Annotated in this window: 12 protein-coding genes; 2 read left to right on the top strand and 10 right to left on the bottom strand. The window is 45.8% G+C overall.

The genetic code is table 11. The features are described 5' to 3' along the window. The first annotated feature begins 135 nt into the window (after nucleotides 1–135). Together IE070_RS02070 and IE070_RS02075 are read left to right on the top strand one after the other, a co-directional pair. The gene (locus IE070_RS02070; protein ID WP_189479936.1) at nucleotides 136–1,341 is read left to right on the top strand and encodes a patatin-like phospholipase family protein; all 1,206 of its coding nucleotides are present in this window, start codon (nucleotides 136–138) and stop codon (nucleotides 1,339–1,341) included. A 30-nt stretch (nucleotides 1,342–1,371) separates the two neighbouring features. Then, nucleotides 1,372–2,364 carry a GGDEF domain-containing protein gene (locus tag IE070_RS02075; RefSeq protein WP_229796890.1) on the top strand — a complete coding sequence of 331 codons (993 nt, stop codon included), beginning with the start codon at nucleotides 1,372–1,374 and terminating at the stop codon, nucleotides 2,362–2,364. On the opposite strand, the gene tilS is transcribed toward IE070_RS02075, so the two are convergent. The 10 genes from tilS to bamA form a co-directional block, all read right to left on the bottom strand. After that, the gene (gene tilS / locus IE070_RS02080) at nucleotides 2,309–3,667 is read right to left on the bottom strand and encodes a tRNA lysidine(34) synthetase TilS (protein WP_189479938.1); all 1,359 of its coding nucleotides are present in this window, start codon (nucleotides 3,665–3,667) and stop codon (nucleotides 2,309–2,311) included. The two genes, IE070_RS02075 and tilS, sit on opposite strands and share 56 nt — an antisense overlap. Before the next feature lie 98 nt (nucleotides 3,668–3,765). Next, on the bottom strand, nucleotides 3,766–4,722 hold the full coding sequence (gene accA / locus IE070_RS02085) for an acetyl-CoA carboxylase carboxyl transferase subunit alpha (protein WP_189479940.1): 957 nt from the start codon (nucleotides 4,720–4,722) through the stop codon (nucleotides 3,766–3,768). Between the two features lie 17 nt (nucleotides 4,723–4,739). Continuing rightward, on the bottom strand, nucleotides 4,740–8,243 hold the full coding sequence (dnaE, locus tag IE070_RS02090) for a DNA polymerase III subunit alpha (RefSeq protein ID WP_189479942.1): 3,504 nt from the start codon (nucleotides 8,241–8,243) through the stop codon (nucleotides 4,740–4,742). Next, nucleotides 8,243–8,872, bottom strand: a complete 630-nt coding sequence (gene rnhB / locus IE070_RS02095; protein WP_189479945.1) for a ribonuclease HII — start codon at nucleotides 8,870–8,872, stop codon at nucleotides 8,243–8,245. Before rnhB ends, dnaE begins: the two co-directional genes overlap by 1 nt. Then, a complete protein-coding gene (lpxB, locus tag IE070_RS02100; protein WP_189479947.1) occupies nucleotides 8,865–10,028 on the bottom strand; it encodes a lipid-A-disaccharide synthase in 1,164 nt (387 codons plus the stop codon). Before lpxB ends, rnhB begins: the two co-directional genes overlap by 8 nt. Nucleotides 10,029–10,139: 111 nt before the next feature. Continuing rightward, a complete protein-coding gene (lpxA, locus tag IE070_RS02105) occupies nucleotides 10,140–10,910 on the bottom strand; it encodes an acyl-ACP--UDP-N-acetylglucosamine O-acyltransferase (RefSeq protein WP_189479949.1) in 771 nt (256 codons plus the stop codon). Nucleotide 10,911: 1 nt separating this feature from the next. Then, nucleotides 10,912–11,364 carry a 3-hydroxyacyl-ACP dehydratase FabZ gene (gene fabZ / locus IE070_RS02110; protein ID WP_189479951.1) on the bottom strand — a complete coding sequence of 151 codons (453 nt, stop codon included), beginning with the start codon at nucleotides 11,362–11,364 and terminating at the stop codon, nucleotides 10,912–10,914. 2 nt (nucleotides 11,365–11,366) lie between these two features. After that, nucleotides 11,367–12,422, bottom strand: coding sequence for a UDP-3-O-(3-hydroxymyristoyl)glucosamine N-acyltransferase (gene lpxD / locus IE070_RS02115; RefSeq protein ID WP_189479953.1), 1,056 nt, complete (start codon nucleotides 12,420–12,422; stop codon nucleotides 11,367–11,369). Nucleotides 12,423–12,426: 4 nt separating this feature from the next. Continuing rightward, entirely contained in the window at nucleotides 12,427–12,945 is a 519-nt protein-coding gene (locus IE070_RS02120) for an OmpH/Skp family outer membrane protein (protein WP_189479955.1), read from the bottom strand. 18 nt (nucleotides 12,946–12,963) lie between these two features. Further along, nucleotides 12,964–15,453, bottom strand: a complete 2,490-nt coding sequence (gene bamA, locus IE070_RS02125) for an outer membrane protein assembly factor BamA (RefSeq protein WP_189479957.1) — start codon at nucleotides 15,451–15,453, stop codon at nucleotides 12,964–12,966. Nucleotides 15,454–15,462: the final 9 nt, after the last annotated feature.

The raw sequence follows: 15,462 nt of genomic DNA on the forward strand, positions 1-15,462 counted from the left end.
CCATACTCACTGAAAAATTACCTAAAAAGAGGTATAGCATTGCATTAATCTGAAATATCAGCAATATACTCTTTATGCACGGTAGTCTGTTTACACAGAGCCTGATAATAAGAAAAAGTTCATTTAAGGAAGAACATGGCAGTTACATCTGAGCCGGCTGCACACAAAACGGCGCTTTTGCTTACAGGGGGCGGAGCACGCGCGGCCTATCAAGTTGGCGTACTAAAAGCGATCGCAAGCCAATATCCACGCACAAGCCCTTTGCCCTTTCAGATTATTTGTGGCACGTCGGCAGGCGCCATCAACGGTGCGGGGTTAGCGTGTTATGCGTCCTGTTTTCACCTGGGTGTAAAAAAAATAGAATCAGTGTGGCGCAATTTTCATACAAGCCATGTGTATTATTCTGATTATCCTCGTCTTTTAAGGCAGCTGATCCGCAGCATTTACAGCGCCTTTCAAGCTGACTATGCCAACAAAAAACCCGTGAGCTTGCTCGACAATAAACCGTTGAAGCAATTATTAACGCGCATTTTGGATTTGCAGCGGATTGATCGCAATATTATGCGTGGGTATTTATCCAGCTTTTCAGTTACCGCATCCTGTTATAACAGCGGCGATTCGATTAGCTTTTTTCAATCTGATAGCGCGAATGAATGGCGCCGAGCAAAACGTTGCGGTCAAAAAACGCTGTTAGGCATTCATCACTTATTGGCTTCGGCCGCGATCCCGTTGATTTTCCCATCAGTGCGGATCCATCAACAATACTATGGGGATGGCTCAGTAAACCAATTGGCTCCCCTTAGTGCGCCGATTCACTTAGGCGCTGACAAAATTTTAATCATTGGTGTCGATGATCCTAGGCCTACTGAGCAACATAATCGGTTACTGCATCATCCAGATGTCGCGACGGTAGCTGGACATTTGCTAGATACCGTGTTCACCGATACCCTTAACTCTGATCTTGAGCGATTAAACCGTATTAATAAAACCGCTGAAGTCTTACAGCAGCATAATATTGCTACCGAGCTAAAACCTATCCAAAGTTTATTGATCAATCCTAGCCAGAACTTTAGTCAGCTCGCCAGTGAATACTTTTTATGTTTACCCATGGCGATTCGTACCTTGTTACGCTTAACCGGTATTCGACAACATTCTGACTCCAGTTTAGTCAGTTATTTATTATTTGAACAAAAATATACGCGCCGTTTAGTAGAATTAGGCTATCAAGATGGTATGAATCAGTTACCTCACATCATGCAATTTCTTGCCGCGCCCTCGCCATTCGCGCCGCAAGAGAACGCCGTCAAAAAGACGACACACGCAGAAGTAATCAAAAAATAGCTATTAAAATCAATATCATAGAATAATGGCTTGATACTTGCTTATTTACACCAAGTGCAATTGAACAACGATGGTGTTGATATGTGGCAAGAATCGGGCAACTTAACAAATGCGTTTGGCGATCTAACGATTAGTAGCAACTGGCAAGACAGTCCAGACTGTAGTGAAAACAGTTTGGTAAGCCAATTACAAACCACGTTAGATTTACAGCAGCAGTTGGACATTTTTTCAATGAGTGCGGGCAGAGTCCTTACGTTGAGCGGCTTAACCTTAAAAACAGCTTTAGGTGAGTTTACGGCACGTGGCTCAAAAAATGGCCAACACCAACATCTAGTGACTTTAACTTTAGAAAAACAAGTACTGGCTGAGTTATGCTACGAAGCGGAGTACGCTTTTACTCCCCTAATTCAACAACAACTCTTATTATTAGAATCTGAGTGGTTATTTGCTTTACGTAATGCTTTGGTCGTTAGCCGTTTACAACAAATGGCATTAAAAGATCCGCTTACCTTGTTAGGTAATAGACGCTTTTTTGACGACAGTTTTGCTAAAGCCATACAACTGGCCAAAAGACACCAGTCTCCGTTTGTATTGTTGTTACTCGATTTAGATAACTTTAAACAGGTTAACGATATTTCTGGGCACAGCGTTGGTGATGACGTGCTACTAAAAGTAGCCGATTGTATGCGTGATACCTTACGCGCCACAGACAGTTTGTTTCGGTTTGGTGGTGATGAATTCGCCGTATTATTAAGCGACAGTGATGCTGAGCATGCTGAACGAGTTTCAGAGCGTTTATTGCAGGCGATTAAGCAAGATGCTTTTTTAGCCGAGCATCAGGTTGGGTGTAGCATTGGTCTTGCCCGACTGGCGCCAGAGCAACAAGCTAGAGATGTTTTTCATCAAGCCGATGAGGCCTTATACCAAGCCAAGTTGTCTGGCAAAGGTAAAGTCCGTCATAGTTCACTTACTCGCCCAAAGTTTGCTGAGGCACGCGCTGGGGCGTTACTGGCTGCCAGCTAAGCCAATTCTTACCAGCCGTTGCCGCGCAACGGCTGGCAAAGCCTACAACGGCATAAAGGGTCTCATCTGCAAATAATAGCGGGACCTGACTGCGCTGCCAAGGCGGCACTTGCCATAGTTTAAACCACTGTTTTAACGGCTTAGTGGGCTGGCCACTTGGTTTAAAGTTGCTACTGAGTAAACCAAAACCGACAGTAAATTCTTGGTGATCAGAAGCAATCGCTACCGCACCTTGTATACCCTCTGCATGCCAGTGCAAATAGCCCTGTCCCTCTGCGACATATTGAGGTTTACCCACGCTAACCACAGCGGCCATCCCTGAGCGAATGGCTGGCGGATCAGCCAGTAGGTATAGCCAATGTAAATACCGACGCACCTGCAACGAACCTAAATGTAATATCGGTGTAGCATCTTGACGGGCGCCAATCACTTCAGCTTGCAACGTACTGAGCCATTGCGTATCCGGATTCAGGCCTGCAGCTGCCAGCCATTGTCGTATAACTAAGGGCTGTTGTAACGGATGATACTGTGCTAAACGCAATAGATTAAGACGATCGCCCTCTAAACAAGCCGTTAATGCCAACGAGGTGTAATGTTCAGCCAATGTATGCGCGTGTTGTAAATGTTCAGCACTGCGCGTCACCGTTTTGGTCAGCGCTGGCCAGCGCTGTTTCAATGGTGGTGCAATAATGTGACGCAAAAAATTGCGATCAAAGTCAGTATTTGCGTTACTGTCATCTTCAATCCAATGTAGCTGTTCAGCAACAGCGAACGCTTCAAGTTGCTGCCGAGAAAACGTTAACAACGGCCGATATAATTGCCCTTGTGCAAAAGCGCGTAGCTGGGGGATCCCGGCTAAACCGGTTAAGCCTGCGCCGCGTTTTAACGCCAATAGTACTGTTTCAAGCTGATCGTCAGCGTGATGCGCCGTTAAGAGAAGGGTGGAAGGGGTTGTGACAAATTGCGCTAAGGCAGCATATCGTGCGGTTCTAGCTTCTTGCTCAACATTATGCTGAGGATCTAGGCTCACATAACGCAAATGGAAATCGACCTGACGCGCTCGGCATTGCGTCTCACAAAAAGTCGCCCAGGCATCGGCCTGACGATTAAGACCATGATGCACATGAACAGCAAATAAAGCTATGGCCATATCGTGGCAGATTGGGGCAAGAATATGCAGCAACACCTGCGAATCTAAACCACCACTGTAGGCTAACACCAGCCGAGTTTCCCCAGCTGGGTGTGCTAACTGCTCAATTTGCGCTAACAGTGCTGTTTTGATAACTTGTGCAAGTGCTAACATCCAGCCCCTAACCTACGCAGGTCAACGTCACACTTTACTGTCTTGCGCTTCTAGCGTTTTGAGCAACAACGCCTAAACAGTAAAAACCCAAGACGATGTTAACAGTAACCGTATGACATTAAACGTTTATAACGGCGGTCTAATAATTCGGCAATGCTGAGTTTCTGCAGTTTGTCTAAATCACGCAACAACGCCGCCTTCAGTGAGCTGGCCATTTGCTCTGCAGAGCGATGGGCGCCCCCTAAAGGCTCACCAATTACCTCGTCAATCAGCTTAAGCTCTTTTAAACGCTCCGCCGTAATGCCCATAGCATCTGCCGCTAATGGCGCTTTTTCAGCACTTTTCCACAAAATAGATGCGCACCCTTCTGGCGAGATCACTGAATAGGTGCTGTATTGCAGCATATTAACTTTATCACCCACGCCAATAGCTAAAGCGCCGCCTGAGCCGCCCTCACCTACGACCGTGCAGATCATGGGCACCTTTAAGCCCGCCATCACTTTTAAATTACGGGCGATAGCTTCAGACTGTCCACGCTCCTCAGCACCGATCCCAGGATAGGCTCCCGGTGTATCAATAAAGGTGATAATGGGCAATTTGAAACGTTCAGCCATTTCCATTAAGCGTAATGCTTTACGATAGCCCTCTGGTCTTGGCATACCAAAGTTACGACGAATTTTTTCTTTGGTATCACGCCCTTTTTGATGGCCAATGACCATAACGGCTTGCTCACCAATTCGAGCCGTACCACCAATAATCGCATTGTCGTTGGCATAAGCACGATCACCGCACAATTCATCAAAATCAGTGAAAATGTGCTCAAGATAATCCAGCGTATAGGGCCGGCGAGGATGCCGTGCTAACTGTGCAACCTGCCACGCGCCTAACTCCGAAAAGATTTTTTTGGTCAGTGTTAGGCTTTTCTCTTTGAGCTTATTTATTTCTTCTTCTAACCCAAGATCATAATCGCCATTGCGACTGACATTGCGTAACTCGTCTATTTTTGCTTCCAGTTCAGCAATAGGTTGCTCAAACTCTAAATAATTCAGCATCATCGACTATCATTACCTAATTAATTAAATTCCAATTCTATTGTCGCAATTTGCTTTAACTGATGCAACAAAGCGTCTGTGGGCGTAACCCACCAAGCCGTACCCAACTGCAGTCTAACCTGCCCTTCTTCTCGCTGATACCAGATATTCACTGGCACCGTACCCGCTTTAAACTCATCCAGCGCTTGCTGCAGTTTAGGCAAGTAATGTTGATCAATCTGCGTTGATTGTACCGTTATATTCAGTGATTTCAGCGATTTTTCACGCATCGCGGTGATTTCGCTGACATCGCGGCCGGACATTGTAAGGCCACCATTAAAATCATCAAAGCTGACCTGTCCACTCACCAGCAAAATACGGTCTTTTTGTAGCAAATGCTCGAACGTTTCCAGCTGTTCTGTGAAAAAACGCACATCTAAACGCGCCGATTTATCGTCTAACGTAACAATACCCCAGCGCCGCCCCTTTTTATTAATCATGATACGCACGGCTACCACTAAGCCAGCAACTTGCACGCTCTGATCTTTTTTAGTGGGCTGTAACTCAACTAAGCGACAATTAACGTAATGTTTTATCTCATCAAGATAGCGATTAATTGGGTGTCCTGTTAGGTACAATCCCAAGGTTTCTCGCTCTCCCTCCAACCACACATCATCTGCCCATAATGGCACGATTTTAAAACTTTGACTGGACGAGTGCTCATCAGGCCCTGCCAGCAAACCGAATAAATCGTCTTGTCCAACCGCTTGCGCTTTGGCGTGTTGCTCTGCAGCTTTCATGGCTTCTTCAAGACTGGCCATTAAGATCGCGCGCAGTGGCCCAGGATGTTGCTGTTTTTTACGTTCAGGTCCCAGCCTATCCATTGCACCAGATAAAATCAACTTTTCCATCACACGCTTATTCAGGCGCTTTAAATCGACCTTGGCACAAAAATCAAATAAATCACTGAATTCACCATGGATTTGCCGCGCTTCAATAATTGCTTCTATCGGGGCTTCGCCAACCCCCTTGATCGCGCCAATACCATATACAATGTGACCGTGCTCGTTAACGGTGAATTTATATTGACCGGTATTCACATCTGGCGGGATCAAGGTCAGTTTCATCCGCTCGCATTCATCAACCAGTGTCACGATTTTGTCGGTATTATCCATATCTGCCGACATAACAGCTGCCATAAATTCAGCTGGAAAATGCGCTTTCATCCACAAGGTTTGATAAGACACTAACGCATAGGCGGCAGAGTGCGATTTGTTAAAACCGTATCCGGCAAACTTTTCTACCAGATCGAAGATTTTAATTGCTAGCTCTGGATCAATACCGTTTTTAGCCGCGCCTTCTTGGAAGGTATCACGCTGCTTAGCCATTTCTTCCGGCTTTTTCTTACCCATGGCCCGACGTAGTAAGTCAGCACCGCCTAGCGAGTACCCCGACAGCACCTGCGCAATTTGCATAACTTGCTCTTGATACAGGATAATGCCGTAAGTGGGTTCTAAAATGGGCTTTAATGATTCGTGTTGCCAAGTGGCGTCTGGATAAGAAATGTCTTCTCGGCCGCGTTTACGATCGATAAAGTTATCTACCATGCCTGATTGTAAAGGGCCCGGACGGAACAACGCGACCAGTGCGATCATATCTTCAAAACAGTCAGGCTGCAGGCGGCGTATCAGATCTTTCATACCGCGCGATTCTAACTGGAACACCGCCGTGGTATCGGCACGCATCAATACCTGAAAACTGTAACGATCATCTAATGGGATGGTATTAATATCGACCGGAGCTTTGCCCTCCTTTTTCAAGCGAGCGTTGGCCATATTCAGTGCCCACTGCAAAATGGTCAGCGTACGCAAGCCAAGGAAGTCAAACTTGACCAGACCGGCGTATTCCACATCGTTTTTATCAAACTGGGTAACCGGGTTTAAGCCATGCTCGTCACAGTAAAGTGGGGAGAAATCGGTGATCTTAGTGGGCGCAATAACAACGCCCCCCGCATGCTTACCCGCGTTTCGGGTAACGCCCTCAAGTTGGCGTGCCATATCAATTAGATCGCGCACGTCTTCATCTGAGTCGTAAAGTTCAGGTAAGCGCGGCTCTTCTTTAAAGGCTTGTTCCAACGTCATCCCCGGCGTAGGCGGGATCAGTTTGGAAATACGATCAACAAAACCATAGGGATGGCCTAGCACTCGGCCAACATCCCTAATAACGGCTTTAGCCGCCATGGTTCCAAAGGTGATAATTTGCGATACGGCCTCGCGGCCATACATATCTGCAACGTGTTCTATTACCTCATCACGCCGATCCATACAGAAATCGACGTCAAAGTCGGGCATCGACACCCGCTCTGGGTTTAAGAAACGCTCAAACAGTAAATCAAATTCTAAGGGATCTAAATCCGTGATTTTTAACGCGTAAGCGACCAATGAGCCGGCGCCTGAACCGCGCCCTGGTCCCACCGGAATATCGTTATCTTTACTCCATTGAATAAACTCCATAACCACCAGGAAGTAGCCAGGAAAGCCCATTTGGTTGATAACATCGAGTTCTATTTGCAAACGCTCGTCGTAAGGCAGTCTTTTTTCAGCGCGTACCTGCTCATCTGGGAATAATTGCAATAAACGCTGCTCTAATCCCTCACGTGATTTTAAGACCAAAAAGTCGGCGTCAGATAAACCACCGGTTGGAAAGGCGGGTAGGAAATACTCACCCAGCCGGATCGTAACATTACAACGTTTGGCTATTTCAACGCTGTTTTCCAACGCTTCTGGGATATCAGCAAACAACTGCTGCATTTCCTCGCTGGTCCGCAGATATTGTTGTTCAGAATAGTTCTTCGGACGTCTTTTGTCATCTAGGGTATAGCCATCATGAATTGCCACACGAATTTCATGCGCCGCAAAATCGCTAGCCTTTAAAAATACCACTTCATTGGTCGCTACCACAGGCAGTTGTGCCTGCTCAGCTAGCTGAATCGCCTTTTGAATATAACGCTCTTCATCTGGCCGGCCAGTGCGAGTTAATTCTACATAGTAACGATTAGGAAAATGCTGCTGGTAAAACTGTACCAGTTGCTGCACACTTTGCGGGTTTTCCTTTAGCAGGGCTTTCCCCAGCAAACCGTCTTTCGCGCCTGAGAGTAAAATTAACCCTTCGGCATGTTCGACTAACCACTCGTGATCGAGCTGTGGTTTACCATTTACATGGCCACGTAAATACGCTTTAGAAATCAGGGTAGTGAGATTTTGATAACCGGTATTATCGGCACATAAAATCAGCAAGCGGTTTAACTCACCCGGAAAAATCGGATGCTGTACCCAGCAATCGACGCCGATGATCGGCTTTATACCCGCATCATGCGCGGTACTGTAAAAACGCACTAAACCACACAGGTTCATCTGATCCGTCAAGGCCAGAGCGGGCATACCCGTAGCCGCCGCCGCTTTAACAATAGGTTTAATCTTGGCGACGCCATCAATCATAGAGAAATCGCTGTGTACCCGTAAATGGATAAAAGCCGGTTCACGCATCAGCGACTACCTTGTTCAGTGTTGGCACAGGATAACGCATCACGCTCGGCTATCAGTCGCACCGGTTTAAAACTCCGACGATGTTCCGCCAAAATACCGTATTGCTGGATAGCCGCCAAATGCGCGGCTGTTGGATAACCTTTATGATCGGCAAAGCCAAATTGGGGATAACGCTGATGTAAGAGCGCCATTTCTTCATCACGCGCGACCTTGGCTAGAATAGACGCCGCACTAATTTCTGGTATTAATGCATCGCCTTTTACCACCGCTGTCGCAGGCATAGCCAATGGCGGACAACGATTACCATCAATCATGACCCATTCGGGCTGAATGGCAAGTGCGGCTACCGCGCGTTGCATCGCCAGCATAGTGGCATGCAAAATATTCAGCGCATCAATTTCGCTGGGTTCCGCCCGCCCTAACGCCCAACATAAGGCGTTTTGTTTTATCTCTGCTGCCAATAACTGCCGTTTTTTCTCCGTTAGCTTTTTTGAATCGGCTAACCCTGCAATCGGTTTGGCGGGATCAAGGATCACTGCAGCCGTCACCACCGCGCCAATCAGTGGACCACGCCCCACTTCATCAACGCCACACAATAACGCCACCTTGGGACGCTGTAACTCACTCATCTGCCATAACCTGTAAAATAGTGGCGGCGGCAACCGCGCTAGCATTTTGCTGTAATTGCTGATGTAAACGCTCGTACTCTGCGGTCAACGAGACATCAATACCCAATACGAGAGGTTGCATAGCCTTAACCAGTGCAGGCACAGTAAGATCAGCTTGCAGCAATTCGGTGACCATGCCACGTCCCGCCAATAAATTAGGTAAACTGACATGTTGTAGCGTAATTAAACGCCGTGCGATTTGATAGGTTAACCAATTGGTCTTGTATCCAACGACCATAGCACATTTAGCTAGCATGGCTTCAAGCGTGGCCGTGCCTGATGCGATAAATGTGGCATCGGCCGCTAGCAATGTTTGCCGCGCCTGACCAATAAACTCCGTGACCTCTAGATCGGGGGCATACTCGGCTTTCATCCGACGCCATAACGTCGCCTTTTCAGCTGTTACCATATTGGTGATCAGTTGTAGTTCAGGATGTTGTTGCTGTAATTCAGCCGCGGCGCGTAAAAAATCTGGGGCGAGTAAGGTAATTTCGTTGGTTCGACTGCCCGGCATAATAGCTAATACGGGTTGGCTTGGGTTTAACCCTAAGGCCGTTTTCGCCTGCGTTTTATCGACCTGAAGTGGCATACTATCGGCCAATGTGTGCCCCACAAACGTACAAGGCACCGCGTATTTGTCATAAAACGCTTTTTCAAAGGGTAACAATGCCAATACCATGTTAGTGGCTTTCGCAATTTTAAAGATACGTTTGTGCCGCCATGCCCATACAGAGGGACTTACATAGTGTACCGTTTTAATACCTTGTTGTTTTAAGGCTAGCTCAACCGGTAAATTAAAATCGGGGGCATCAATGCCAATAAAAATATCAGGGTTGGCCGCGGTAATCGCCGTGGTGATCTCACGTTTAATCTGCAGTAAACGACGTAAGCGTCCAAGGACTTCAACCAAGCCCATCACGGCCAATTCTTCCATATCAAACAGCGCTTTGAAGCCTTCAGCTTGCATCCTTGGCCCACCGATACCAAAAAACTCCGCTGTGGGATGCTGCTGCTTTAATGCCACAATTAAGGCCGCGCCAAGAATATCGCCAGAATGTTCTCCGGCAATTAAGGCGAATTTACGTGGTGAAGATGTTACTAACGCTACATTAGCCATAATGAGGCAAAAATCCCTACGAACAATCCCAATGAACTCAAAGAAAAACGCTCTGCTCGAAAAACCCAGAGCAGAGCGTTAATGTTTTATTTTTCTGCACCGGTAAGGTGTTTAACGCACAATACCACGCGAAGCATTCGCAATAAAGTCAGTAAAGGCTTTCACCTCAGGCATACTGGCAGATTTTTCTGCGAGCGCATGTAGCGCTTCAGGCACTGTTTGGCCTTTACGATAGACTTCTTTATACGCTCGGCGTATCTCTAATAAAGCATCGCTACTAAAGCCACGACGCTTTAAGCCTTCAGTATTTACGCCAGCAGGAACACAAGGTGCACCATGCACCATTAAGTAAGGTGGAACATCTTTTAACACGATAGAGCCACCGCCACAAAAGCTGTGTGCTCCGATTTGCACAAACTGGTGCACACCGGTCATACCACCGAGAATAGCCCAATCGCCAATATGTACATGACCTGCTGCTTGTGCGCCACTGGCAAAAATCACGTGATTACCGATAACACAATCGTGCGCAATGTGCGTGGTGTTCATAAAGAGATTGTGACTACCAATAATGGTTTTGCCTTGATCTTGGATCGTACCACGGTGTACTGAGCAGCCCTCACGAAACACATTGTAATCACCTACAATTAATTCTGTAGGTTCACCTTTGTATTTCTTATCCTGACACGCTTCACCAATACTACAAAATTGGTAAAAGTGATTTCCCTTGCCGATCGTGGTAGGGCCCTTTATTGCAACATGCGTCTCTAATACACAATCGTCACCCAATACCACATTGTGACCGACATAGCTAAAAGCACCCACTGTTACATTTTGTCCCAGCTTGGCGCTGGCTTCAATTACCGCGGTAGGATGGATCACGTTACATCTCTCTTCTGGCACACATCAATTCGGCACAGCATACAACCTGGCCATCAACCTTCGCTTCTCCATAGAATTTCCATAGATTACGACGTTCTTTTAAAAACTTCACTTCAAGAATCATGGTATCGCCTGGTACTACCGGTTTTCTAAAACGCGCTTCGTCGATAGCCGCAAACAAATATAATTCATTCTCAGATCGTTCTGTGGCGGTTTTAAAACCCAAAATACCGGTAGCTTGCGCTAACGCCTCTAGAATCAATACGCCTGGGAAAATAGGCATGCCAGGGAAATGGCCAGTAAAAATGGGCTCATTAATTGTCACATTTTTTAACGCCGTTAAACTTTCACCTGGTGTGTAATCCAGTACTTTATCGATCAATAAAAAAGGATACCGATGCGGCAATAACGCCATGATTTCTTGGATATCCAGAGTATTCAGTTGATTCGCCAAAATTATTCCTCAGTTGACGAAACGGCCGCTGCTACGGGCGCCGCCAGTTGTTTTTCTAATTGCTTTACACGCTGATAAAGCTGATCAATTTGTCTAAGCTTAGCCGTGTTACGACGCCATTCGGCATTAGTCGTTGCCGGTAAACCTGAAGTATAGACGCCTTTTTCCGTGATGGGCTTCATTAGCATCGCCATACCTGAAATATGTGCACCATCGCAAATCTCAATATGGCCATTGATGACTGCGGCACCACCGATAATACAATAGCGACCAATCGTTGTGCTACCCGCTATAGTGCTACACCCCGCCATCGCCGTATGATCGCCAATTTTCACGTTATGTGCTATTTGGCACAGATTATCAATAATCACATTATGGCCAATAAGGGTGTTTTCTAAGGCCCCGCGGTCAATACAAGTATTGGCACCAATCTCACAATCATTACCAATAATGACTGTACCTGTTTGCGGTATTTTCAACCAATTGCCGCGCTCATTGGCAAAACCAAAGCCATCCGCACCAATAACAGCACCACTTTGAATGATACAGCGTTCACCAATTTCTACTCGATGATACACTGTGACATTGGCCCATAAACGCGTATTTGCAGCAATCTTCGCACCTTCACCGATATAACAACCCGCACCAATTTGCACGCCAACACCAATAACCGCATTTGCCGCAATAACCGCCTTAGCACCAATTGCTACACCCTCTGCCAATTGCGCAGTGGGATCAACGACCGCGGTAGGATGAATACCGGCATATGCACTTTTCGGTGTGGTATCAAATAACTGCGCGACCCTTGCAAAGGCCACGTAAGGATCAGCGACCACTAACACATTAACACCTGGCGCCACAAAGGGCTGATCATCCGCTTTGATTAACACGGCTGACGCCTGACTTTGTGCGAGGTATGATCGAAATTTGCTGTTCGATAAAAAACTAAGCTGGCCTGCGCCAGCCTTCTCTAACGGAGCCACAGAAGAAACGCCGCAAGCGGCGTCTCCAATCAGCTCTGCATTAAGCTTTTCAGCTAAAACAGATAGTAGAATCACGTTATTAGTTCGCCTTACCAACCTGCTCGATCACCTTTTCAGACAAATCGTATTCTGGTTTGGCATAAACAGCCGCATTAGCGTTTAACACCACATCAAATTTTTCACGTTCAGCAACTACGTCAATTGCCACTTTAATCATCCCCAGAATGCGATTACGCTCTTCCGTTTGACGCTGACGAATTTGCTCATCCAAAGGACGGGCTAAATTTTCATATTGCTCGCGCTGTTTATTTACCGAAGCCGTTAACTCTTGTTGCTGCTTCTCGCTCATCGTTGGGCCGTCACGGCGCAATTTTTCGATATTAAAATTAATATCGGTTTCAAGTTTATTCACTTCAGCAATCTTTGCCGCAAATTCCGTACGGATGTTTTCCTGTACTTGTTGCGATTGTGGAATGCTGGCAGCAACAGCGGATACATCAACAAAACCAATTTTAACTTCCTTGGCTTGCGCAACACCTGCGAAAAACATGGTTGCAACAACAAAAACAGCAGATTTAAATACATTATTGTTAAACATCTTGATTCCTATCATGTTCTAGAAAGTTGTACCGATATTGAAACTAAAGTTCTCTTGCAAATCGCCTTCATACTTTTTAATAATTTTCGCCAGACTGAAGGTCAGTGGTCCCATAGGTGATATCCATTGCACTGATACCCCTGCAGTAACCCGAATTAAGCTGGGATCAGAATAATCGATAAGCAATGGCTCTCGATCATTCTGGCGCAACTGTACCAAATTGGCATAACGATTAATATCAAATTCTGTATCCCAGACATTACCCGCATCAACAAATAAACTGGTACGAACAGAATTACGGTTTTCCTCACCCAAGAATGGCGTTGGCGTAATTAATTCCAATGTCAGCATGGCTAACGCATTCCCCCCAATCGAGCGCTGCGATACCTGATAGATATCATTGTCAGGATCAGAAGGGAAATTCGTACCACCACCAAACGGATCAGGCACCCCAGGGATAGAATTGGCTGAGCGGAAAATAGCATGCGGGCCGATAATACGGTTTTCAAAACCACGTAAGTTTTGTCCCCCACCTACAAAATTCTCAGTAAAGGGTAAGGTATAATCATACCCATTTTTATTGCCATAGCCGTTACCATATCCAAGCTCTAACTTAGTACGGAAGGACCACTGATGATCATTACTTAATGGGATATACTGCTGTGCTTCAAAGTTTGTTTTGAAGTATTGCAGATCCGAGTTTGGCGTAGTTGCCCTCAGTGATAAGCTAAACATACGCCCTGCCGTTGGGAATAAACCGCGGTTTAACGTACTGTGCAGCCAACCGGTGCTTAACTCAAAGTTGGTAAAGTTATAACCACCGTCCGGGTTTTGTGCATCTAACAACACGGCACGGAAATGGCGGAGCTGATCATACTCATTGATCGATTTGATTTTGTTAACTGAAACGTTTGCACCAAAATTCAGTCGATTATATTCGTTGATAGGGTAACCAATGTTACCGCCCACACCATAACGCTGCTGATTATAGGCTTCCAAATTTGATGATAAGGAGCTGTAATCTAAATCAGAGTAGAAAACCTGCCCACCTAAACTTACCCCATCCAAGGTAAAGTAGGGATCGGTATAACTTAACGTAATACCTTTTTGGAACTTACTGGTATTTAAGTTTATGCCGGCAGAGTTCCCTGAGCCCATAAAGTTATTTTGTTCAACACCAATCTGGAAAGATAAACCTTGGAAGCTGCCGTAAGACACCCCCGCATTAAAGCTGCCTGACGGTTGCTCTTTAATGGTAAAACCAATATCCACCAGATCATCAACGCCGGGTACCGGAGACGTAGCAAAGTCAACTTTCTCGATATAAACTAATCGTTGTAAACGCTCTTTAGACAGCTCCAATGAATCATTGGATAACCAAGCCCCTTCCATTTGCCGCAGCTCACGACGAATCACTTCATCGCGCGTATTAACATTACCTTTTACATCAATACGACGCACATAAACGCGTTTACCAGGATCGACACTTATCGTCAGTGCAACTTCCTTGGTTTCATCGTTAATATTCGGAATGGTTCTTACTTTAGAGTTAGCATACCCAAAACGCGCTAATAGGCGGGCAATACTTTCTTCAGTAAAGGTAACTAAAGCGCCATTATATAATTGGCCTTTTTCTAACGGTAAAATAGAGCGAATAAACTCGTCTTGACCGATCAAATCGCCAACAAAATTAATGTCGCTGATTTTATACTGCTCGCCTTCTGTCACATTCATGGTGACATAAACAGCGGTTTTGTCTGGGCTTACCGCAACTTGCGAAGAATCGATATTAAAACGCAGGTAACCCCGATCGAGGTAGTAGCTGTTGATCTTTTCAAAGTCGCCTTGTAAGGTTTGTTTTTGATAACGATCAGAGGTCCAAAAACGCCACCACGGCATATCTTGCTTTGACTCAACGACATTCAATAATTCTTCATTGGAAAATAACTGATTTCCCACGATATTGATTTGCCGAACAGAAGCAGCATCGCCCTCTTCAAATTCAAATTTTAAGTCAACCCGATTACGCGGTAAGTACGTTACTTTAACTTCAACCTTGGCTTGGTACTTACCAACACCATGGTAAAATTCCGTTAAGCCATTTTCGATATTTTTCAGAATGGTCTTATCCAGTGGTTCCCCCACCTGGATCCGGTTTCCAGACAAACTTTCATTTAACTGTTCATCTTTAATATCTTTATTACCATCAAACTCAATATTATTGATGGTTGGCCGTTCGCGCAGGCGATAAATCACGGTATTACCATCGCGGAATACACGAATATCATCAAAGTGTCCGGCACCGTAAAGTGTACGAACACTTCGTGATAATGTGAAATCGGTCACCGTATCACCAATGTTAAACGGCAGGTTATTTAAGGCCGCACCAAGTGCGACACGTTGCAGGCCTTCAACCTGAATATCCTGAACGGTAAATGATTCTTCAGCAAGCACCGAGTTACTGCCTGTAGCAAGCAACATCGCAGCTACTAATCGTTTAATTGTCATTATTTGAAC

This window comes from Alishewanella tabrizica, assembly GCF_014652375.1.
Classification (GTDB): Bacteria; Pseudomonadota; Gammaproteobacteria; order Enterobacterales; family Alteromonadaceae; genus Alishewanella; species Alishewanella tabrizica.